The 20,564-nt window shown below is 72.0% G+C and carries 18 protein-coding genes; 12 read left to right on the top strand and 6 right to left on the bottom strand.

Annotated features, from left to right (window positions below):
* Window positions 1–30: 30 nt before the first annotated feature.
* The gene (gene acs / locus ACF062_RS21910; RefSeq protein ID WP_392140463.1) at window positions 31–1,989 is read right to left on the bottom strand and encodes an acetate--CoA ligase; all 1,959 of its coding nucleotides are present in this window, start codon (window positions 1,987–1,989) and stop codon (window positions 31–33) included.
* Window positions 1,990–2,104: 115 nt separating this feature from the next.
* Window positions 2,105–4,462, bottom strand: coding sequence for a bifunctional SulP family inorganic anion transporter/carbonic anhydrase (locus tag ACF062_RS21905; protein ID WP_392140461.1), 2,358 nt, complete (start codon window positions 4,460–4,462; stop codon window positions 2,105–2,107).
* Between the two features lie 298 nt (window positions 4,463–4,760).
* Here ACF062_RS21905 and ACF062_RS21900 point away from each other — a divergent pair, with 298 nt between their 5' ends.
* Entirely contained in the window at window positions 4,761–6,044 is a 1,284-nt protein-coding gene (locus tag ACF062_RS21900) for a hypothetical protein (RefSeq protein ID WP_392140459.1), read from the top strand.
* A 15-nt stretch (window positions 6,045–6,059) separates the two neighbouring features.
* Here the strand turns inward: ACF062_RS21900 and ACF062_RS21895 are convergent, their stop codons facing one another.
* The gene (locus ACF062_RS21895; protein WP_392140457.1) at window positions 6,060–7,040 is read right to left on the bottom strand and encodes an ATP-binding protein; all 981 of its coding nucleotides are present in this window, start codon (window positions 7,038–7,040) and stop codon (window positions 6,060–6,062) included.
* 101 nt (window positions 7,041–7,141) lie between these two features.
* On the opposite strand from ACF062_RS21895, the gene ACF062_RS21890 reads away from it, so the two are divergent.
* Window positions 7,142–7,996, top strand: a complete 855-nt coding sequence (locus tag ACF062_RS21890; protein ID WP_392140455.1) for an oxidoreductase — start codon at window positions 7,142–7,144, stop codon at window positions 7,994–7,996.
* A gap of 402 nt (window positions 7,997–8,398) precedes the next feature.
* On the opposite strand, the gene ACF062_RS21885 is transcribed toward ACF062_RS21890, so the two are convergent.
* Complete coding sequence (locus ACF062_RS21885; RefSeq protein ID WP_392140453.1) at window positions 8,399–9,223, bottom strand: HAD family hydrolase; 825 nt, start codon at window positions 9,221–9,223, stop codon at window positions 8,399–8,401.
* 627 nt (window positions 9,224–9,850) lie between these two features.
* Between ACF062_RS21885 and ssd the strand changes: the two genes are divergently transcribed.
* From ssd to ACF062_RS21850, 7 genes are all read left to right on the top strand, one after another.
* Window positions 9,851–10,990: a septum site-determining protein Ssd gene (ssd, locus tag ACF062_RS21880; RefSeq protein WP_392140451.1), complete on the top strand. Its 1,140-nt coding sequence runs from the start codon at window positions 9,851–9,853 to the stop codon at window positions 10,988–10,990.
* Complete coding sequence (locus ACF062_RS21875; protein ID WP_392140449.1) at window positions 10,987–12,162, top strand: TadA family conjugal transfer-associated ATPase; 1,176 nt, start codon at window positions 10,987–10,989, stop codon at window positions 12,160–12,162. Before ssd ends, ACF062_RS21875 begins: the two co-directional genes overlap by 4 nt.
* Window positions 12,163–12,230: 68 nt before the next feature.
* Entirely contained in the window at window positions 12,231–13,139 is a 909-nt protein-coding gene (locus ACF062_RS21870; protein ID WP_392141189.1) for a type II secretion system F family protein, read from the top strand.
* Window positions 13,136–13,921 (top strand): type II secretion system F family protein, encoded by a 786-nt coding sequence (locus tag ACF062_RS21865; RefSeq protein WP_392140447.1) that lies wholly within the window; start codon window positions 13,136–13,138, stop codon window positions 13,919–13,921. Before ACF062_RS21870 ends, ACF062_RS21865 begins: the two co-directional genes overlap by 4 nt.
* Window positions 13,922–13,998: 77 nt before the next feature.
* Window positions 13,999–14,205 (top strand): DUF4244 domain-containing protein, encoded by a 207-nt coding sequence (locus ACF062_RS21860; RefSeq protein ID WP_223775927.1) that lies wholly within the window; start codon window positions 13,999–14,001, stop codon window positions 14,203–14,205.
* On the top strand, window positions 14,192–14,599 hold the full coding sequence (locus ACF062_RS21855) for a TadE family type IV pilus minor pilin (protein ID WP_392140445.1): 408 nt from the start codon (window positions 14,192–14,194) through the stop codon (window positions 14,597–14,599). The genes ACF062_RS21860 and ACF062_RS21855 overlap by 14 nt, the downstream gene beginning before the upstream one ends.
* Window positions 14,596–14,994: an Rv3654c family TadE-like protein gene (locus tag ACF062_RS21850; RefSeq protein WP_392140443.1), complete on the top strand. Its 399-nt coding sequence runs from the start codon at window positions 14,596–14,598 to the stop codon at window positions 14,992–14,994. The genes ACF062_RS21855 and ACF062_RS21850 overlap by 4 nt, the downstream gene beginning before the upstream one ends.
* A gap of 391 nt (window positions 14,995–15,385) precedes the next feature.
* Here ACF062_RS21850 and ACF062_RS21845 read toward each other — a convergent pair whose 3' ends face one another.
* A complete protein-coding gene (locus tag ACF062_RS21845; RefSeq protein WP_392140442.1) occupies window positions 15,386–15,775 on the bottom strand; it encodes a VOC family protein in 390 nt (129 codons plus the stop codon).
* Between the two features lie 209 nt (window positions 15,776–15,984).
* Here ACF062_RS21845 and ACF062_RS21840 point away from each other — a divergent pair, with 209 nt between their 5' ends.
* A complete protein-coding gene (locus ACF062_RS21840; protein WP_392140440.1) occupies window positions 15,985–16,872 on the top strand; it encodes a LysR family transcriptional regulator in 888 nt (295 codons plus the stop codon).
* A gap of 88 nt (window positions 16,873–16,960) precedes the next feature.
* Here the strand turns inward: ACF062_RS21840 and ACF062_RS21835 are convergent, their stop codons facing one another.
* Window positions 16,961–19,417: a DEAD/DEAH box helicase gene (locus ACF062_RS21835; RefSeq protein WP_392140438.1), complete on the bottom strand. Its 2,457-nt coding sequence runs from the start codon at window positions 19,415–19,417 to the stop codon at window positions 16,961–16,963.
* Between the two features lie 80 nt (window positions 19,418–19,497).
* Here ACF062_RS21835 and bldG point away from each other — a divergent pair, with 80 nt between their 5' ends.
* Both bldG and ACF062_RS21825 read left to right on the top strand, forming a co-directional pair.
* Complete coding sequence (gene bldG / locus ACF062_RS21830; protein WP_003975386.1) at window positions 19,498–19,839, top strand: anti-sigma factor antagonist BldG; 342 nt, start codon at window positions 19,498–19,500, stop codon at window positions 19,837–19,839.
* 81 nt (window positions 19,840–19,920) lie between these two features.
* Window positions 19,921–20,361 (top strand): ATP-binding protein, encoded by a 441-nt coding sequence (locus ACF062_RS21825; protein ID WP_392140436.1) that lies wholly within the window; start codon window positions 19,921–19,923, stop codon window positions 20,359–20,361.
* Window positions 20,362–20,564: the final 203 nt, after the last annotated feature.

Below are 20,564 nucleotides of genomic sequence, written 5' to 3'. Positions count from 1 at the left end.
CCTTCTCGCGTACGTCAGCCGGGGGCGGCCTCAGTCCTCGCTCGACGCGGCCGGGAGCCTGGACTGGATCAGCTCCATCACGGAGGAGTCCGTGAGGGTGGTGACGTCACCCAGCTCGCGGTTCTCCGCCACGTCCCGCAGGAGGCGCCGCATGATCTTGCCCGAACGCGTCTTCGGCAGCTCCGCCACCGGCAGGACCCGCTTCGGCTTGGCGATCGGGCCGAGCGTGGTGCCCACGTGGTTGCGCAGGTCGGCCACCAGGCCCTCGTCCTCGGCGTTCGCCGTGCCGCGCAGGATGACGAACGCGACGATGGCCTGGCCGGTCGTCTCGTCCGCCGCGCCCACGACCGCCGCCTCGGCGACCGACGGGTGCGAGACGAGCGCGGACTCGACCTCGGTGGTGGAGATGTTGTGCCCGGACACGAGCATCACGTCGTCCACGCGGCCGAGCAGCCAGATGTCGCCGTCCTCGTCCTTCTTCGCGCCGTCACCGGCGAAGTACCGGCCCTCGAAGCGCGACCAGTACGTGTCGAGGAACCGCTGGTCGTCGCCCCAGATGGTGCGCAGCATCGACGGCCACGGCTCGGTGAGGACGAGGTAGCCACCGCCGCCGTCCGGCACTTCGTTCGCCTCGTCGTCGACGACTGTGGCGCTGATGCCCGGCAGCGCGCGCTGGGCGCTGCCCGGCTTCGTCTCGGTCACGCCCGGCAGCGGCGAGATCATCATCGCGCCGGTCTCGGTCTGCCACCAGGTGTCCACGATGGGGCACTTGTCGCCGCCGATGTTCTTCCGGTACCACATCCACGCCTCGGGGTTGATCGGCTCGCCGACCGAACCGAGGACCCGCAGGCTGCTGAGGTCGAACTTCGCGGGGATGTCGTCGCCCCACTTCATGAACGTACGGATCGCCGTGGGGGCGGTGTACAGGATCGTGACCCCGTACTTCTGGACGATCTCCCAGAAGCGGCCCTGGTGAGGGGTGTCGGGGGTGCCCTCGTACATCACCTGCGTCGCGCCGTTCGCCAGCGGGCCGTACGTGATGTACGAGTGGCCGGTGACCCAGCCGATGTCGGCCGTGCACCAGTAGACGTCGGTCGAGGGCTTGAGGTCGAAGACGGCGTGGTGGGTGTAGGCCGTCTGCGTGAGATAGCCGCCGGAGGTGTGCAGGATGCCCTTCGGCTTACCCGTGGTGCCCGAGGTGTAGAGGATGAAGAGCGGGTGCTCGGCGTCGAACGCCTCGGGGGTGTGCTCGGCGGACTGCTTCCGGGTGATCTCGTGCCACCACACGTCGCGACCCTCGGTCCAGGACACGTCCTGGCCGGTGCGGCGCACCACGAGGACGTGGCGCACGCCCTCGACGCGGCCGACGGCCTCGTCCACGGCGGGCTTGAGCGCGGAGGGCTTGCCCCTGCGGTAACCGCCGTCGGCCGTGATGACGACCTTGGCGTCGGCGTCCTCGATGCGGGCGGCGATGGCGTCCGCGGAGAAGCCGCCGAAGACCACCGAGTGCGTGGCGCCGATGCGGGCACAGGCCAGCATCGCGACGACCGCCTCGGGGATCATCGGCAGATAGACGGCGACGCGGTCGCCCTTCTGGACGCCCAGCTCGGTCAGGGCGTTGGCCGCCCGGCTGACCTCGTCCTTGAGCTCGGCGTAGGTGATGGCCCGGCCGTCGCCGGGCTCACCCTCGAAGTGGATCGCGACGCGGTCGCCGTTGCCCGCCTCGACGTGGCGGTCGACGCAGTTGTACGCGACGTTGAGCTTCCCGTCGGCGAACCACTTGGCGAACGGCGGGTTCGACCAGTCGAGCGTCTCGGTCGGTTCCGTGGCCCAGGTCAGCCGGCGGGCCTGCTCGGCCCAGAAGCCGAGCCGGTCAGCCTTGGCCTGTTCGTACGCCGCCGCGGTGACGTTGGCGGCGGCCGCCAACTCCGCGGGCGGCGCGAAGCGACGCTCCTCCTTCAAGAGGTTGGCCAGGCTTTCATTGCTCACGACATCTCCCTTGCGCTGCTTTGCCGGGGGCGACCGTTGTGTCCGAAGCCACAGCTCATCAGACGCAACCCATGGTGACAAGGGTCTGCCGAAAATTGGTTTAGACCTTTACCTGTCAGGCGGTCGCCCGTGGGGTCTTGGACCCCCGGCCCTCGACCAGCGCTGTGGGCACCACCTGGTCGAAGACCTCGTCGGGAAGGTGCTCGGTGTCGCTGCCCTCCGTCAGCAGATACGACTGCGCCTCTCCGACGTGGAAGTACATACCGTGCAGTTCGAGGTCACCCTCGGCAAGGCGACGCGCCACCGACTCGTGCGCCTTCAGGTGCTCCAACTGCTGGACGACATTGGTGAGACAGAGCTGCTCGACCGCGTCGGCGGGCGCCCGCCCCGACAGCCGCGCCCACGCCTTGTCCTGCGCGCCCATGCGCTCCAGGCTCGGCAGGCCATGCCGCAGCCACCGCCGCAGCGGCGTCTGGGCGCCCCCGGGCGGGGTATTGAGCAGCGCCTGCATCGCGCCGCACCCGGAGTGCCCGCAGACGGTGATGGACCGCACCTTGAGCACATCGACCGCGTACTCGATGGCGGCCCCCACCGAGTCGTCCCCGCTCTCCGCACCCGGCAGCGGCACCAGATTGCCCACGTTGCGTACGACGAACAGGTCGCCGGGGCCACTGGAGGTGATCATCGACGTGACGACCCGGGAGTCCGCGCACGTCAGGAAAAGCTGCGCGGGCTGCTGCCCCTCACGCGCCAGCCTGGCCAGCTCCTCCCGCACATGCGGCGCGGTGTTCCGCTGGAAGGCGCTGATGCCGCTGGCCAGTTGGTGGTTGCTGGGACGGCCGGCCTCCTGCTTCTCCTGCGGCCGGTCGCAGTGGTGGTTGCGCCAGGGCGTCCACGGCCGGCAGCAGGAGTGCGAGGCGCCGGCGGGCTCGGCGATGCGGGTCCCGGCACGGCCGGTGATCTCGACGCGTGCGCCGTGAGCGGTGTGCTCGTCCTGCCAGCACTGGAGCGTCTCGTACGCCGCGTGGTCCATGAAGGAGCCGTCAAGCTCCACGACGACGTCCTCGCCGTGGGGCACGAGATGCAGCGTCCTGCTGAGCCGCGGCACCGCGAGGAACGTCAACTGGCCCCGGGCGCGCACATGGTGGACGCCGTCCCGGACCTCGTGGGTGATCCGGGTGCGGGCGAGGCGGTGCAGGGCGACGGCGACGGCGACGGCGATGCCGATGGCGACGCCCTGGAGGACGTTGAGGAAGACGACGCCGAGGGTGGTCACCGCGTAGACGAGGATCTCGCGGTGGCGGGTGATCGTACGGATGTGGTTGAGGCTGACCATCTGGATGCCGACGGCCATGACGAGTGCGGCGAGGGCCGCGAGGGGGATCAGCTCCAGGGCGGGCACCAGGAGCAGCGCGGCCACTACTACCCAAACGCCGTGCAGCATCGTGGAGTTCCGGCTGACGGCGCCCGCGCGCACATTGGCCACGGTGCGCACCGCGACCCCGGCGACGGGCAGGCCGCCGAGGGCGCCCGAGACGATGTTGGCGCTGCCCTGGCCGAGCAGTTCGCGGTTGAGGTCGGAGCGGCGCACGCCCGCGTGCAGCTCGGGCTGCTTGGAGACGAGCTTGTCGACGGCCACGGCGCCGAGCAGCGACTGCACGCTGCACACCAGCGTGATGGTGAGCACGGCGGCGACGAGCCCGAGCGCGGGCCCTTCGGGGAGCCCCACCAGCGCGTGGCTGCGCCAGGAGGGCAGCTCGACCCGGTCGAGCCGCAGTCCGGCGGCCGAGGCCACGCCCGTCGCGAGGGCTACCGACACCAGGGCGGCGGGCACGGCACGGGCCATGCGCCCGGCGCGTCCGGGGAGCCGGGGCCAGAGCATCAGGACGGCGAGGGTGAGCAGGCTGATCGACAGCGCGGCCGGATGCAGGTCGGCCAGCTGGGCGGGCAGCGCGCGGAGGTTTTCGAGTACGGCGCTCTGCGGGGTGCCGCCGAGCACGATGTGCAGCTGGGCCATGGCGATGGTGACGCCGATGCCGGCCAGCATGCCGTGCACCACGGCGGGGCTGACGGCGAGCGCGGTGCGGGCCACGCGCAGGCAGCCGAGGCCGAGTTGGGCGAGGCCCGCGAGGACGGTGATGGCGCAGGTGGTCCGCCAGCCGTACTGCTGGATGAGGTCGGCCGTGACGACCGTGAGCCCTGCGGCGGGGCCGCTGACCTGGAGCGGTGATCCGCCGAACCGCCCGGCGACGATGCCGCCGACGGCGGCGGCGACGAGGCCCGCCTGGAGGGGTGCTCCGGTGGCGAGGGCGATGCCGAGGGACAGGGGCAGGGCGATCAGGAAGACGGCGATCGACGCGGAGACGTCGGCGCCGGCGATGCGGAACTTCTTGCGGCGCGGCGGGGCCTCGGGCTCCTGGGCGCCGGGCGTGGGGGCCGGGTCGGTGGGGCGAGTGGGGACGCAGGCAGACATTTTTCCCGTCTCCTCCGGGGCGGCGCGGTCGCGGAACAGGGGGTCCTCCGGACGCCTCCGGAGGGCGGGTCGCGGCCGTGGGTCACGGCGTTGCAGCGGCGGGATACCTCAACTCTCGGTAAACGAACAGTAATGCAGAGTAAAGGCTTTGGCTGGACTAATGGTGCAAATGGGGCAATCGACCACTCTGATGAGTGAATAAAAACTTTTGTCGGCTTGTCGTACTAATCCATTCCGGCCCCCGTGCGAAGTTGCTGACCGTTCTGTCCCGACTTGCACGGAAAGAGGTGGGCGGAAGATGGCCGCCACCCGGAGGACCACCGCGAGCCTCACCGCCCTCGTGGCCTGCGCGGCAGCACTGGCCGGCTGCGCGGGGGGCGACACCGGCACCGGCGCCGGTACGAAGGAAGGCGCCCCTGGCGCGAAGAAGGCGTCCGGGGCCCAGGCGCCCAAGAGCCCGGTCCGTCTGATCGGGGACGGCTCCACGGCCTTCACCGGCAAGCAGCCGAACCTGCCGCGACCGGCCCGCCTGAAGCCCGGCCAGAAGCCACCCCAGTTCGTCGTCTTCTCCTGGGACGGCGCGGGCGAGGACGGCCAGAGGCTGTTCTCCCACTTCCGCAAGGTGGCCAAGCGGAACAACGCCACGATGACGTACTTCCTCAGCGGCGTGTACATGCTCCCCGAGTCGAAGCGCTCGCTCTACAAGCCGCCGCAGCACCTGGTCGGCAGCTCGGACATCGGCTTCAACGACCGCAAGGGGATCAGGAACACCGTCGAGCAACTCCGGGCCGCCTGGCTCGAGGGCAATGAGATCGGCACCCACTTCAACGGCCACTTCTGCGGCGCCGGCCGCGGGGTCGGCGAGTGGTCCGTCGCGGACTGGAAGAGCGAGATCAAGCAGGCCAAGTCCTTTGTGAAGGCCTGGAAGACGAACACGGGCATGAAGAAGGCGCAGCCCCTGCCCTTCGACTACGACAAGGAGCTGATCGGGGCCAGAACGCCCTGCCTGGAGGGGCAGAAGAACTTCATGCGAGCGGCGCGGCAGCTGGGCTTCCGCTACGACACCAGCGGCGTGAACGACCAGGTCTGGCCCAAGAAGAAGGAAGGCCTCTGGGACCTGTCGATGCAGCTCGTTCCGGTCCCCGGCCGCAACTTCGAGACGCTCACCATGGACTACAACTTCATGGTCAACCAGTCCGGTTCGACCTCGCAGGGCGACCCCGCAAAGCACGAGTACTGGGGTGACCAGATGCGTGACGGGCTGCTCCAGGGCTTCAATCGCGCGTACAAGGGCAACCGCGCTCCGCTGATCATCGGCAACCACTTCGAGTCGTGGAACGGCGGCACGTACATGCGCGCCATCGAGGAGACGATCGAGACGGTATGCACCAAACCGCAGGTGCGCTGCGTCTCCTTCCGGCAGCTCGCGGACTGGCTCGACGCGCAGGACCCGAAGGTGCTGGCGAAGCTGACCAAGCTGCGGGTCGGCAAGGCACCGAAGGAGGGCTGGGCGGCGTTCCTCTCCGCCCAGCCCGCACCGGCCCCGAAGGGCGTCCCGGGCGCCGAGGCGGTCAAGCCGTAGCGCCCACCGCCCTGTTCAGGCGGGGGTGACCAGCTGCTCGCGGAGCACGAAGTCGGGGTCGACCTGGGCAGCCAGGTCGGCCCCCGTGCGTTCGTTGCCCCAGCTCTGCGCGTTCTTCAGGTGGAAGTGGACCATCTGGCGGGTGTAGCGCTCCCAGTCCCGCCGCTCGTACGAGGCGTCGACGGCGTCCTGAAGTGTCTGCAGGGAGCGGCGGTTGAGCTCCTCCAGCCGTGCGAAGTGGGGCGGGTGGCCCTTCTCCATGGCGCGCACCCAGTCGGAGTGTCCGACGGTCACCAGGAGGTCGTCGCCGACCTGCTCGCGCAGGAAGTCGATGTCGTCCTGGCCCTGCACCTTGTTGCCCACGACCTTGAGGTCGACGCCGAAGTCGCGTGCGTACTCGCTGTACTGGCGATAGACGGAGACCCCCTTCCTCGTCGGCTCGGCGACCAGGAACGTCATGTCGAAGCGGGTGAACATGCCGGAGGCGAAGGAGTCCGAGCCGGCGGTCATGTCCACGACCGCGTACTCATCGCGGCCGTCGACCAGGTGGTTCAGGCACAGCTCCACCGCTCCGGTCTTGGAGTGGTAGCAGGCGACACCGAGGTCGGCTTCGGTGAACGGCCCGGTGACCATCAAACGCACGGTGGCGCCGTCGAGTTCCAGCGGCCGGGCACACGCGTCGTACACGGGGTTGTCCTCGCGCACCCGCAGCAGCCGCGAGCCCTCGCCGGGGGGCGTCGTCTTGATCATCGTGTCGGCGGAGGCGATCCGCGGGTTGGAGCCGCGCAGATAGTCCTTGATCAGGGGCAGGTGCGCCCCCAGGGCGGGCAGCCGCGCGGCGTCCGCCTCGTCGAGGCCGAGCGCCGGGCCCAGATGCTGATTGATGTCGGCGTCCACCGCGATGACGGGGGCGCCGGTGGCGGCGAGGTGGCGGATGAAGAGCGAGGACAGCGTCGTCTTGCCGCTGCCGCCCTTGCCCACGAAAGCGATTTTCATAACCACGAAGCGTAGTGGCTACTTAACGCCGGGTACTCGGCTCGCGTGAAGAAGACCACTCCTTCGTGGGGGTGAGCCCTGTAGTACGTAGGCTCGTACTCATGAGTACGACAGCCGACCCTCCCCCGAACTCGCGAGCCGGCTCGGGCGGGGGCGATCCTCTCGCGGCCCTGGGGGCCCTGCCCGGCGTGCCTGACTCCGTGGACTCCGTGCGCAAGGCCGTGGACCGGGTCTACGGACACCGGATCATGCGGCGCCGCAGCAACGAGATCACTTCCGAGGCGGCACTGCGCGGCGCCCGCGGTTCGGCCGCGCTCTCCGGGGCCGAATGGGCTCTTGAGGAAGTGCGCCGACGCAGCGACTTCAGCGGCGACGACGAGGCGCGCACCGTCGGCGGGGCCCTGCGGCTGACCGCCGAGGCGGGCCAACTGCTGTCCATCTGGCGGCAGTCGCCGCTGCGGGTCCTGGCGCGGCTGCACCTGGTCGCCGCGGCCGACTCCGCCGAGGCCGCGGGGCGGCCGCGCCTCGCGGGGGGGCCCGTCGAGGAGCCGCTGATCGAGCTTCCCCTGCCGGACGCGGACGAGGTGGCGGGACGCCTGGAGGGGCTGTCGCGGCTGATCATCGCGGGCAGCTCGGCGCCTGCCCTGGTGGTGGCCGCCGTGGTCCACGGGGAGCTGCTCAGCCTGCGTCCCTTCGGCTCCCACAACGGTCTGGTCGCGCGGGCCGCCGAGCGCATCGTCCTGGTGGGCAGCGGCCTCGACCCGAAGTCGATCTGCCCCGCCGAGGCCGGCCACGCGGAGTTGGGCCGAGCGGCCTATGTGGCGGCGCTCGACGGCTACGCCTCTGGTACGCCGGACGGCATGGCCGCCTGGATCGCCCACTGCGGCAGGGCGGTTGAGCTCGGCGTCAGGGAGTCCACGGCGGTCTGCGAGGCCCTTCAGCGGGGAGCGGCGTAGGGCGACCGCGGGGAGCGGGCTCAAGGGGGCCCGAAAAGGGTTGCGGCGGTACGGATATCCGTACCGCCGCTGGCATGTTCACCGGGTTACCAAGCGTCCTCGAAGGTTGCCCATCAGGTCGGGAACTTCGCCCGTCACCTGGTGCGGCTGGCCCGTAATCGACGGGTCGACGTCGCGTGGGTGCCTGGTGTTCATGCTTCGGTCCGTGGGGCCGTGATTGCGTTTTAAGGTAATCCTCTCGGATGTCCTTGGTCTCGCGGGCCGTTGACTCCTTTGTACTCCAGTCCTGGGGCAAGCGGTAGTCCTGGCCGGACTTCTTTACTTTTGCCTTCAAATAGGTGCGAACCGGGCATGGGTGTTCGCCCTGATCGCCTGGGGTGTCACGGCGGATTCCGGCCGTCGTCAGATCGCCGCCGCGCGACGGCGGCTGGCGAACCACACCAGGCCCGCGGTGGCCGCCGCCGCCCCCACCGCGGCCGCCGCGACGAGCGCCGGTCGGGGCGGAGCGGGCAGGCGCTGCTTGAGCCGCACGGGGCGGTGGAAGTCGAGGATCGGCCACGCGCGCGTGAGGGCCTCGCGGCGCAGCGCCCGGTCGGGGTTGACGGCGAAGGGGTGCCCGACGGACTGGAGCATCGGCAGGTCTGTCGCCGAGTCGCTGTAGGCGTAGCAACGGTCGAGGTCGTACCCCTCCGAGCGGGCCAGCTCCTTGATCGCCTCCGCTTTGGTGGGACCGTACGCGTAGTACTCCACCTCTCCGGTGAAGCAGCCGTCATCGCCGACCACCATGCGCGTGGCCACGACCCGGTCCGCGCCGAGGAGCTCCCCGATCGGCTCGACGACCTCGGCGCCCGAGGTGGAGACGATGACGACGTCGCGGCCCGCGATGTGGTGCTCCTCGATGAGGGAGGCGGCTTCGTCGTAGATGATCGGGTCGATCAGATCGTGCAGGGTCTCGGCGACGATCTCCTGGACCTGGCGCACGTTCCAGCCGCGGCAGAGGGCGGAGAGGTACTCGCGCATCCGCTCCATCTGGTCATGGTCGGCGCCGCCCGCGAGGAAGACGAACTGCGCGTACGCGGTACGCAGGACGGCCCTGCGGTTGATCAGGCCGCCTTGGTAGAACGACTTGCTGAAGGTGAGCGTGCTCGACTTCGCAATGACCGTCTTGTCCAGGTCAAAGAAGGCGGCGGTGCGGGGCAAGGAGTGGTTTTCCACGAGCCCGAGCATAGGCGCCCACCATTCGGCGTAAGCTGAGGCGCGTGGGTTTGCCTGAGAAGGCTCTCGGGTACACCATGGAAGTCACGGATCGTTCGCGACCGTGCTAACCCGGTCTGGCTCCTCCCCCCCCGAGTCGGACCGTGGGGACGACCCCCGCTCTCCCCCCCGGCGGGGGTCGTCGCATGTCCGGATGGGTTTCTGAGCCCTCCGTCGATCATCTTCCGGCCTTCTTGATCTTGTATCCGCCCTCGCGGCGGTTTCGAGGCCTGCCCAAGGATCGTCACTGTACGTAGTTGGAAGGCTGCGCTGTGAAAGCCGCCGGGAAGCCGCCGGGAAGCCGCCGGGAAGCCGCCGGGAAGCCGCCGGGAAGCCGCCGGGAAGACGTCGCGGAGCCGGTGAGAAGTGGGCGTGAAGCAGGCCTGAAGCCGACGCCATGTCACCGGTTTGGGTGACGGAGATATTCACAGCCATCGCCTTGTCCACAGTTATTGACCAAGATCCACACGATTTCCCGGATCGCTGCACGCTGATTCCGCCCGTTCCGCTCGCGAAGTTCATGGCCGGATTGCTTTGCCGGTTCTTCGCCCATGCGGAGCGCGGCATTCACAGGAGCTTGCGTGGAGGGGGACGGAGATCATGGGTGGAGTCATTGCACGGGGCGGTTCGCGGGACGGCGCGCCGGGCGGGTCGAGGCAGTCACAGGCGCGGTGCGGCGGGCCGCTGATCGTCACGGAGGATGTGGAACTCCTCGACGACCTGCTGCGGCTGTGCGCCGCGGCCGGGGCGCGGCCCGAGGTGCACCACGGTGGGCCCGAGCGCGCAGGGGCCTGGGACGCGGCGCCGCTCGTCCTGGTCGGGGACGACGCGGCGGACCGGCTGCGCGGGGCGAAGCGACGGCGTGGGGTCGTGTTGGTTGGGCGGGATCAGGACGATTCCGGGGTCTGGCGGCGGGCGGTGGAGATCGGCGCCGATCACGTGCTGGTCCTGCCCGACGGCGAGCAGTGGCTGGTGGACCGGATCGCCGACGTGGCCGAGGGCGTGGGGCGGCCCGCGCTCACCGTCGGGGTCATCGGAGGGCGCGGCGGGGCCGGGGCCTCCACCCTCGCCTGCGCCCTCGCGGTCACGGCCGCCCGCGCCGGACGGCGCACGATGCTCGTCGACGCGGATCCGCTCGGCGGCGGCCTGGACGTCCTCCTCGGGGGCGAGACGGCCGAGGGGCTGCGCTGGCCGGCCTTCGCCGCGTCGCGGGGCAGGGTCGGCGGGGAGGCGCTTGAGGAGTCGCTGCCCGAGCTGCACGCGCTGCGGGTCCTGAGCTGGGACAGGGGCGACGCGGTGGCGGTCGCCCCGGAAGCGGTGCGGGCGGTCGTCTCCGCGGCACGCAGGCGCGGCGGCGTGGTCGTCGTGGACCTGCCGCGCCGAGTGGACGAGACGGTCGCGGAGGCGCTGGAGCAGCTGGACCTGTGCCTCCTGCTGGTGCCGCCCGAGCTGCGCGCGGTGGCGGGGTCAAGGCGGGTGGCGTCGGCGGCGGGACTGGTCCTGAGGGACCTGCGGGTGGTGGTCCCCGCGTTCCCCCGAGGCCTCGGCGGACTCGAAGCGGAGGAGGTGGCAGGGCTGCTCGGCCTGCCGCTGGCCGGCGAGGTGCCCTGGGAAGCGGAACTGGTGGCGGCGCAGACGGCGGGCGTGCCACCCGGAGGGGCCGCGCGGGGCCCGCTGGCGCGGTTCTGCACCGCCTTCTGGGACCGGATGCCGGTCGACGCCCCCGGAGGGGGCGTATGAGCGCCGTCGTCGGGGCCCGGATGCTGGACGGGGTGCGCCAGTGGCTCGCGGAGAACGGCACGGAGCCCACCCCCGCGCGGGTCGCCGAGGCGCTGCGGGCGCAGGGCCGGGTCCTCGGGGACACGGAAGTGCTGGGTGCCGCCACGCAGTTGCGGTCGGAACTGGTCGGCGCGGGACCTCTGGAGCCGCTGCTCGCGGACTCCTCCGTGACCGACGTACTGGTCTCCGCGCCCGACCGGGTGTGGGTGGATCGGGGCGGCGGCCTTGAGCTCACGGCGGTCAGGTTCCGGGACGCGGCGGCGGTGCGCCGCCTCGCCCAACGCCTCGCCGCCGTGGCGGGGCGACGCCTCGACGACGCGAGGCCCTGGGTGGACGCGCGCCTCCCGGACGGCACCCGGCTGCATGCAGTGCTGCCCCCGGTCGCCGTGGGGTGCACCTGCCTCTCACTGCGGGTGGTGCGGCCCAAGGCCTTCACCCTCACGGAACTGGTCGCGGCGGGCACGGTGCCGCCCGGCGGTGACCGCGTGCTGCGGGCGCTGCTCGACGCGCGCCTGTCCTTCCTGATCAGCGGCGGCACGGGCAGCGGCAAGACGACCTTGCTGAGCGCGCTGCTCGGTCTGGTCGGGCCCAAGGAGCGGATCGTGCTGGCCGAGGACTCCGCGGAGCTGAAGCCCGAGCATCCGCATGTGGTGCGCCTGGAATCCCGCCCGGCGAACCAGGAGGGGGCCGGTCTCGTCGGCCTGGACGACCTCGTGCGCCAGGCCTTGCGGATGCGGCCCGACCGGCTGGTCGTCGGCGAGGTGCGGGGCCCGGAGGTGGTGCACCTGCTGGCCGCGCTCAACACCGGCCACGAGGGCGGCTGCGGAACGGTGCATGCCAACGCCGCGGGGGACGTGCCGGCCCGCCTGGAGGCCCTGGGGACGGCTGCGGGGCTGGACCGGGCAGCCCTGCACAGTCAACTGGCGGCAGCGCTGTCCGTGGTCGTCCACCTCGTACGCGACCGGGCGGGCCGCCGCCGCATCGCCGAGGTGCATGTCCTGGAGCGGGCCACGTCGGGGCTGGTGACGACCGTGCCCGCGCTGCGGTGGGGCACGAAAGCCTTTGCCGAAGGCCCGGGGTGGGACCGGCTGGACTCACTCCTCACGGGCGCGGAGCGGGGTGATCCGGCGTGAGTACGTCGACGTGGGCGGCGGTGGTGTGCGCGGGGAGTGCGGCGTGGCTGATGGGTGGCCGGGGCGGTATGGCTCGGCGGGTTCGGTCGGTGCTGGGGGTCGGGGTGCCGCCGGAGGGGGCGGGCGGGTGGTCCTGGCGGCGGATTGTCGCCGCCGGGCGCGGCCGGGTGCGGCATGAGTGGTGGTGCCTGGTGGCCGGGGTGGCGGTGGCGATCCTTGGGGAGTCGCTGCTGCCGGTGGTCGCGGGGGCGGCGGGAGTGCCGGTGGCGGCGCGTGTGCGCCGGGCCCGGGGAGCACGTCGGGAGCGGGATCGGCGCGGCGACGCGGTGATCGCGCTGTGCGGGGCGCTGGCAGGTGAGGTGCGGGCGGGGCGGCAGCCGGGGGAGGCGTTGCGGGTGGTTTTGGGGGAGGGGGGTGTTGGAGGGCTCGGTCTTGGGGGTGGCGGCTCCGGTGGGCTCAACTTCGAGGAGGGCAACTCTGGCGGGTTCGACTTCGGGCGCGGCGGCGCCGGCGGGTTCGGCTTGGGGAAGGGCGGCGTTGGCGAGCGGGACGGCGCGGGGCGCGGTGCGGTGCTGGCGGCGGCGCGGTTCGGCGGGGATGTGCCGGGGGCCTTGGTGGAGGCGGCTCGGGAGCCGGGGGCGGAGGGGTTGCTGGGGCTCGCGGCCTGCTGGCGGGTGGCCGTGGACCGAGGCGCGGGGCTCGCGGCGGGACTTGAACGGCTGGAAGGCGCGCTGCGGGTGGAGCGCGACCAACGGGCCGACGTGAACGCCCAGTTGGCCGGGGCGCGGTCGACCGCCGCAATGCTCGCGGGGCTGCCGGTGCTGGGGCTGCTGATGGGCAGCGCGCTGGGGGCCGAGCCGCTGAGGGTGCTGCTGCACACGGGAGCGGGCCTCGGCTGCCTGGTGGCGGGCGGGGTGCTGGAGGGCGCCGGGGTGTGGTGGGCGCTGCGGATCGTACGAGGAGCGGAGGGGCGATGAGTGCTGTCCACAGGCTGGGGGTCGCCGTGTGGAGTTTCACGGCCGTGCTCTGGCTGGCGCAGACGGGGTGGGCCGCTCGGCGCGAGAGGGCGTTGCGGCGGCGGACCGCGGAAGCGCTGGGTGTGGCGAGACCGGCTGTCCGCCGCCGGGATCAGTGGCCGGGCCTGCACGGCAAGGTGCGCGGCTGGGCCGTCGTGGTCGGCGCGGCGAGCCTGGCCTACGCCCTGGTGGGCGGGGTCTGGGGGCTCGCGGCGGGAGCGGCTGTCGGCTACGGCGCATGGCGTCGGCAGCGGAATCAGGCGTCGCCTCGCGCAGCGGACGGGGCCGTTGATGCTGCGGAGGCGACGCGGCAACTGCCGTTGGCGGCAGATCTGTTGGCGGCTTGCGTCACCGCGGGGGCGAGCCCTGTCTCGGCTGCCCGCGCCGTCGGGGAGTCGTTGCGGGGCCCGGTCGGGGAGCGGCTCGCGCGAGGGGCGGCGGAAGTGCGTCTGGGTGGTGAACCAGCGCAGGCCTGGCGTCAGTTGGCGGCGATACCGGGCGCCGCGCCGCTGGCCCGACTGCTGGAGCGGGCCGGTGAGTCGGGTGCGCCGGCCGCGGAACCGGTGGCCCGCCTCGCCGCGGACGCCCGGGCCGCGCGGGGCCGGGCGGCAACCGCCAAGGCGCGCAGGGCCGGGGTGCTGATGACGGCGCCCGTGGGCCTGTGCTTCCTGCCGGCGTTCGTCGCGGTCGGAGTGCTGCCGGTGGTGATCGGGCTCGCGGAGGGCCTGCTGCGGACGGAATGAAGACAGAGGCGATGACTGCCGAGGCCATCAGGCCCTCGGCAACAGAGGCAACGAACGGAACTTTCACGGGGGTTGAGATGCGTGGACACAACGGTACGCGGACGCTGCTTCGGCGGACTCGCGCGGCGGCGGGCAAGGACGCGGGGATGGTCACGTCCGAGTACGCGATGGGGCTGATCGCGGCGGTGGGGTTCGCCGGACTGCTCTACAAGGTGGTGACGAGCGGGCAGGTCAGGGCTGCACTGCAGGCCGTGGTGGAGAAGGCCCTCCATGCGTCGTTCTGAGCGTGGCCCGAGGCCGCGCACCAGGGGCGGGGGCTGGGACCGGGGGTTCGTGACGGCTGAGGCGGCGGTGGTGCTGCCGACGCTGGTCCTGTTCGCCATGGCGCTGGTCTGGACGCTGCTGGCCGCGTGTGCGCAGATCCAGTGTGTGGACGCGGCCAGGGCGGGGGCCCGCGCGGCGGCCCGGCAGGAGCCGGAGGCGGCGGCCGTGGCGGCGGCGAGGCAGGCGGCGCCGCGCGGGGCGAGCGTGTCGGTGCGGCGTGACGGTGACCTGGTGCGGGTCGAGGTCGTCGCGGACGCGCCGGGTCCGGGAGCGTTGGGGCTCGGCCTGCGGCTGCGGTCGGAGGCGGTGGCTTTGGCGGAGGAGACGGTGCTTGCGGCGGGGGTGGGCTCATGACAGGCGGGGCGTGGTGGTGGGGCCCGGGGCGGGATCGAGGGGCCGCCACGGTCTGGTCGGCGGTGGTGATGGCGGTGCTCTGTGTGCTCTGCGGGGCGTTGCTCGCCATGGGGCAGGCCGTCGTGGCCCGGCATCGGGCGGGCGGCGCGGCGGACTTGGCGGCACTGGCGGCGGCGGACCACTGGGCGGCGGGGACGTCGAAGGCGTGCGCGGGGGCGGAGAGGGTGGCGGCGGCGCAGGGGGCGAGACTTGTGCGCTGCGTCGTGCGGGGCGAGGTCTCCGAAGTCACGGCATCGGCCTCCGCGGGGCCCTTCTCGGCCCGGGTCAACTCCCGCGCGGGCCCGGCACATTCGCCGCCGGGTGTGAGTGGGCTGCCGCCGCCCAGGGGATCGTAGCGGCCTGGTCGCTCTGCGCGAGAGGCTGGACCTGGCCACGCTCGCCGCCGGGTGCGAGTGGGTTGCCGTCGCCTCGGGGGTCGTAGTCCCGCCGTCGCTCGGTGGGGGGGAGAGGCTGGGCCCGGTGACGTTCGCCGCCGGGTCAGAGTCGGCTGCCGCTGCCCCGGGGGTCGTAGCGCTCTCGTTGCTCGGTGGGAGAGGCTGGGCCTGGCCACGTTCGCCGCCGGGTCGCAGTCGGCTGCCGCTGGCCCCCGGAGCCGTAGCGCCGCCGCCGCTCGGTGGGAGAGGCTGAGGCCGGCCATATTCGCAGCTGGATGCGAGTGGACTGCCGCTGCCCCGGAGCCGTAACGCCCCCCCCGCCGCTCGGCGCGAGGGGGCAGGACCCGGAGCCTCAGGCGTCCTGCGGATACCAGCGCAGCTCCACGGTGTTGCCGTCCGGGTCGCGCACGTAGAGCGAGAGGGCGGTGCCTCGGGCGCCGAAGCGCTCGCCGGGACCGTCCAGCACCGTGAAGACGCCGGAATCGATGACCTGCCGCCAGTCGAGCGGCTCGACCACGAGGCAGATGTGGTCGACGTTGGAGCCCTCGGGCGGCCCGTCGGGAGCCTTGACGAGGTCGATGATGGTGGTGGGGCTCACCCGTACGGACGGGAAGGGGGCCTTGCCGTCCCTCCACTCCTCCACCCGCACCGGCTCCAGCCCCAGCGGGCCGGTGTAGAAGGCGAGCGAACGCTCGATGTCGGTGACGTTCAGGACGAGGTGGTCGAAGGCGATCACGCGCATGAGTGTCTCCATGAAGTCGGGGCCGCACGGGCGCCGGTGGCAAGTGTGGGGACGGTTGGGGCGATGGTGGCCCCGGGGCCTCATCGGTCCCGGGGTGGGGCCGGGCGCCGAGTGGTCCGGCCCGGCGTCGACTCCAGCATCGTCGAGCGCGGATCCATCGGTCCAACGCATGTTTGTCATCCGATCGATCGTGATTCACGATGCGTCGAATGGAGCTCCAGCAGATGCGTTACGTCCTCGCGGTGGCGGAGACGGAGAACTTCACCCGGGCCGCCGAGCGGTGTCATGTCGTCCAGTCGGCGCTCAGCCACCAAGTGGCGCGTCTGGAGAAGGAGTTGGGGGCCCGACTGTTCGAGCGGACCAGTCGCAGGGTGCGGTTGACCGCTGCCGGGGAGGCGTTCCTGCCCGCCGCCCGGCAGGCACTGGAAGCGGCCGAGCGGGCCAAGGCGGAGGTGTCGGCGGCCACCGGGGAGATACGGGGCAAGCTGGCCGTCGGGTCGATCCCGACCGTGGCGGCCGTCGACCTCCCGGCGGTGCTGCGGGACTACCACCTGCGCTATCCCCAGGTCCGGATCAGCCTGCGGGTCGGCTCCAGCGAGCGGCTCGTGGAGCAGGTGCGGGACGGCACGCTGGACGCGGCGTTCCTCGGCGTGCAGCCCGCTTTCCGGCCGCAGGGCGTCAACGACCGCGAACTCGCCCACGGGCAGCATGTCGCCGTGGTCGCCCCGGGCCACCCGCTGGCCACGGAGAAGGAGGTGGACCTCGGCTGTCTGGCCGAAGAGGCGTTCGTGGATTTCGCCGAGGGCAGCGCGGCCCGTGCCCAGTCGGACGAGGCGTTCGCGGCGGCCGGACTGCGGCGCGAGGTCGCCTTCGAGGTGTCCGGCGTAGAGCTCATGGCCCGGATGGTCCGCCACGGGCTCGGCATCGCGTTGCTGCCCGCGACGTTCGCCGCCGAACTGCCCGGCCTGCGAACCGTGCCGGTCACCAACGGGCCGGTGCGGGTGGAACGCCTCGTGTGGAGCCGCTTCACTCCGTCGCCCGCGGCCTCCGCCTTCCTGGCCCTGCTGGATGCCGGCACGCGGCCTCCGGCGGGGTGACGGCACCGCCGCCCGCCGGCCGCCCGACAACCGCTGCGGGGCCGGAGGGCTCAGCGAGGACAGCCCAGGAGGGCCCTGCGAGGACGGCCTAGGCGGACGGCTCCGCGTCCCTCAACAACACGGAAAGCAGCCGCACAGCCCCCCGCTTGTGCAAAGGCTCATTGCCGTTGCCGCACTTCGGGGACTGGATGCACGAAGGGCAGCCTGCCTCGCACTCGCAGGAGGCGATCGCCTGGCGCGTGGCCGTCAGCCATTCCCGTGCCGTGTGGAAGGCCCGCTCGGCGAAGCCCGCCCCACCCGGATGGCCGTCGTACACGAACACCGTGGGAAGGAGCGTGTCCGGATGCAGCGGCACGGAGACGCCGCCGATGTCCCAGCGGTCGCACGTCGCGAACAGCGGCAGCATCCCGATGGACGCGTGCTCGGCGGCGTGCAGGGCGCCGCCGAGGATCTCGGGATGGACGCGGCCGGCGTCCAGTTGGTCCTCGGTGACCGTCCACCAGACGGCGCGCGTCCGCAGCGTACGAGGAGGCAGCTCCAGCTTGGTCTCGCCGAGGACCTCGCCCGTCATGAGCTTCCTGCGCAGGAAGGAGACGACCTGGTTGGTCACCTCGACGGAGCCGTAGCAGAGGCGGCCCTCGCCCCACGGAACCTCCACGTCCGTCTCCAGGATGGAGATCGCCGTGGTGTCACGCGCGGTCGTGGAGTACGGCGGCACGGCCTCCTCGACCAGCGCCACCGAGTCCTCCAGGTCGAGGTGGCGCACGAGATACGTACGGCCCTGGTGGAGGTGGACCGCGCCCTCGTGCACGGTCGTGTGCGCGGCGGAGGCGTCCACGGTGCCGAGGAGCCGGCCCGTGCCCTCCTCGACGATCTGGACGGGGTTGCCGCCCTCGCCGCGGATGTCCGTGAGGTCGGCGGCCCGCTCCCTGCGGGTCCAGTGCCAGGCCTTCGTGCGGCGCCGCAGCAGCTTCGCGGCCTCCAGCTGCGGCAGCAGCTCCTCGGCGGCCGGGCCGAAGAGGGCGAGGTCCTCCTCGACCAGCGGCAGCTCCGCGGCGGCCGCGCACAGGTGGGGCGCCAGGACGTACGGATTGTCCGGGTCGAGGACGGTGGACTCCACCGGCTGCCGGAAGAGGGCCTCGGGGTGGTGGACGAGATAGGTGTCCAGCGGGTCGTCACGGGCCACCAGCACGGCCAGGGCGCCCTGCCCCGCACGCCCCGCGCGGCCCGCCTGCTGCCAGAGGGAGGCCCGCGTACCGGGGTAGCCCGCGATGATGACGGCGTCCAGCCCCGAGACGTCCACGCCGAGTTCGAGGGCGGTGGTCGCGGCCAGGCCGAGGAGTTCCCCGGAGTGCAGGGCGCGCTCCAGGGCGCGGCGCTCCTCGGGGAGGTAGCCGCCGCGGTAGGCGGCGACGCGGCGGGCGAGGGAGCGGTCGACCTCGGCGAGGCGTTCCTGGGCGATCACCGAGATCAGCTCGGCACCACGCCGGGAGCGTACGAAGGCGACCGAGCGGACGCCCTGCACGGTCAGGTCGGTCAGCAGGTCCGCCGTCTCTGCGGTGGCGGTACGGCGCACGGGCGCGCCCTTCTCGCCGTGCAGCTCGGTGAGCGGCGGCTCCCAGAGGGCGAAGACGAGGTCACCCCGGGGCGAGGCGTCGTCGGCCACCTCCCGCACGGGCAGCCCCGTCAGCCGCTCCGCGGAGAGCGCGGGCTCGGCGGAGGTGGCCGAGGCCAGCAGGAAGACCGGATCGGAGCCGTAGCGGGCACACAGGCGGCGCAGCCTGCGCAGCACCTGGGCGACGTGGGAGCCGAAGACACCGCGGTAGGTGTGGCACTCGTCGATGACCACGTAGCGCAGGGCGCGCAGGAAGGAGGACCAGCGCGGGTGGGAGGGGAGGATCCCGCGGTGCAGCATGTCCGGGTTGGTCAGCACGTAATTGGCGTACTGACGCACCCATTCGCGTTCTTCCACCGGGGTGTCGCCGTCGTACACGGCGGGGCGTACGGCGTTGCCGAGCGGGGCCGCGAGCGCGCGGACGGCGCGCCGCTGATCGGCCGCCAGGGCCTTCGTGGGCGCCAGGTACAGGGCGGTGGCGCCACGGCCGTTGGGCGCCTCGGAGCCGTCGAGGAGGGCCGTGAGGACGGGCGTGAGGTAGGCGAGGGATTTTCCGGAGGCCGTGCCGGTCGCGACGACCACGGACTCGCCGTCCAGGGCGTGCTCGGCCGCCTGCGCCTGATGGGCCCAGGGGTGTTCGATGCCCGCCGCCCGGACGGCGGATATGACCTCCGGACGGATGCGGTCGGGCCAGACTGCATACCGGGCCGCACGTGGGGGCAAGTGCTCCGTATGAGTGACGCGCGATGCACGGCTCGGCCCCGCCGTGAGCCGGTCCAGGACCGCCTGCGGGGACGTCTGTGCCGGGGCGCCCGCAGAGGGTCCTCCGGGAGGAGAAATGTTGGCCATCGGCATCGAGTGTGTCACTGGCGGGATGGACAATGGTCCGAAGGCGTCGTGCACGCCTGCCGGTAAGTGATTGAATGCCATCGCGGCTGGCGATCCGTCCTGGGGGCTCTGCCGAGGTGTCCCGAGGGATGACCGCTCGATAGCAAGGTGCTGGAGGATCCGTGGACCTGTCCCTGTCGACCCGTACCGTCGGCGATCGCACGGTCGTCGAGGTCGGTGGCGAAATCGATGTGTATACCGCGCCCAAGCTGCGCGAGCAGTTGGTCGAGTTGGTGAACGACGGCAGTTTCCATCTGGTCGTCGACATGGAGGGCGTGGACTTCCTCGACTCCACCGGACTCGGCGTGCTGGTCGGCGGCCTGAAGCGCGTGCGTGCCCATGAGGGCTCGCTGCGCCTGGTCTGCAACCAGGAGCGCATTCTCAAGATCTTCCGCATCACCGGCCTGACCAAGGTGTTCCCCATTCACACCTCGGTCGAGGAAGCAGTGGCCGCCACGGACTGAGGCCCGTGACGGCAGTACAGCAGGGGGCCGGGCCGACGGCCCGGCCCCCTGACAGCACGCGCGTACGTCCGAGGGGGATGCATGGCCACCGTTGAACTCCGCTTCAGCGCGCTGCCCGAGCACGTCAGGACCGCCCGTCTCGTGGCGGCCGCGGTCGCGCGAAGGGCCGGAGTGGACGAGGCCGTTCTCGACGAGGTCAGGCTCGCGGTCGGCGAGGCCTGCACGCGCGCCGTCGGACTCCACCAGAGCAACGGCGTCTCGGCCCCCGTACGGGTCGCGCTGACCGAGGACGAGAAGCAGTTCTCCATCGAGGTCGGCGACGAGGCCCCCCGTGCGGCGCCCGGCGACCGGGCACCCGGCGCGCAGGGCGGCGAAGGCGGCGAGCCGGAGCCCGAGGGCGAGGACGAGATGGGTCTCGCCGTCATCAGCGGGCTCGTGGACGACGTCGAGGTCACCGCCGGCGAGTCCGGCGGCGTGATCCGGATGACCTGGCCGACGACCCCCGCGCCGCTTCTGCCCTGACCCGCGCACACACGCAGGCCCTGTTCACCACCACGGTGAACAGGGCATTTTTCATTCCGATCATTTATTACGTAGATCGGTAACACAGTCCGGCGATCTCTCGTCAACGGTTTTGAGGCATTACCGCTTTCGGTGCCGTTCTCTGACCGCGATCATTTGCTGAGAAGCGATCTCAGGTCAATTCCGTTAGTGGTGCTCTGTTT

Origin of the sequence: Streptomyces sp. NPDC015345 (genome assembly GCF_043078805.1) — a bacterium.
GTDB lineage: Bacteria > Actinomycetota > Actinomycetes > Streptomycetales > Streptomycetaceae > Streptomyces.
Note: the sequence above shows the minus strand (reverse complement) of the source record. Positions and strands in the feature narration are given on the sequence as shown.

What these genes read in the sequence shown, in the direction of transcription:
- ACF062_RS21850 (WP_392140443.1), top strand. Translation starts at nt 14,596, where the DNA reads ATGACAGGCGGGGCGTGGTGGTGGGGCCCGGGGCGGGATCGAGGGGCC.
- ACF062_RS21845 (WP_392140442.1), bottom strand. Translation starts at nt 15,775, where the DNA reads ATGCGCGTGATCGCCTTCGACCACCTCGTCCTGAACGTCACCGACATC.
- ACF062_RS21865 (WP_392140447.1), top strand. Translation starts at nt 13,136, where the DNA reads ATGAGTGCTGTCCACAGGCTGGGGGTCGCCGTGTGGAGTTTCACGGCC.
- ACF062_RS21840 (WP_392140440.1), top strand. Translation starts at nt 15,985, where the DNA reads ATGGAGCTCCAGCAGATGCGTTACGTCCTCGCGGTGGCGGAGACGGAG.
- ACF062_RS21885 (WP_392140453.1), bottom strand. Translation starts at nt 9,223, where the DNA reads ATGCTCGGGCTCGTGGAAAACCACTCCTTGCCCCGCACCGCCGCCTTC.
- ACF062_RS21870 (WP_392141189.1), top strand. Translation starts at nt 12,231, where the DNA reads ATGGCTCGGCGGGTTCGGTCGGTGCTGGGGGTCGGGGTGCCGCCGGAG.
- ssd (WP_392140451.1), top strand. Translation starts at nt 9,851, where the DNA reads ATGGGTGGAGTCATTGCACGGGGCGGTTCGCGGGACGGCGCGCCGGGC.
- ACF062_RS21835 (WP_392140438.1), bottom strand. Translation starts at nt 19,417, where the DNA reads ATGGCATTCAATCACTTACCGGCAGGCGTGCACGACGCCTTCGGACCA.
- ACF062_RS21890 (WP_392140455.1), top strand. Translation starts at nt 7,142, where the DNA reads ATGAGTACGACAGCCGACCCTCCCCCGAACTCGCGAGCCGGCTCGGGC.
- ACF062_RS21900 (WP_392140459.1), top strand. Translation starts at nt 4,761, where the DNA reads ATGGCCGCCACCCGGAGGACCACCGCGAGCCTCACCGCCCTCGTGGCC.
- ACF062_RS21905 (WP_392140461.1), bottom strand. Translation starts at nt 4,462, where the DNA reads ATGTCTGCCTGCGTCCCCACTCGCCCCACCGACCCGGCCCCCACGCCC.
- ACF062_RS21860 (WP_223775927.1), top strand. Translation starts at nt 13,999, where the DNA reads ATGCGTGGACACAACGGTACGCGGACGCTGCTTCGGCGGACTCGCGCG.
- ACF062_RS21875 (WP_392140449.1), top strand. Translation starts at nt 10,987, where the DNA reads ATGAGCGCCGTCGTCGGGGCCCGGATGCTGGACGGGGTGCGCCAGTGG.
- ACF062_RS21855 (WP_392140445.1), top strand. Translation starts at nt 14,192, where the DNA reads ATGCGTCGTTCTGAGCGTGGCCCGAGGCCGCGCACCAGGGGCGGGGGC.
- ACF062_RS21825 (WP_392140436.1), top strand. Translation starts at nt 19,921, where the DNA reads ATGGCCACCGTTGAACTCCGCTTCAGCGCGCTGCCCGAGCACGTCAGG.
- ACF062_RS21895 (WP_392140457.1), bottom strand. Translation starts at nt 7,040, where the DNA reads ATGAAAATCGCTTTCGTGGGCAAGGGCGGCAGCGGCAAGACGACGCTG.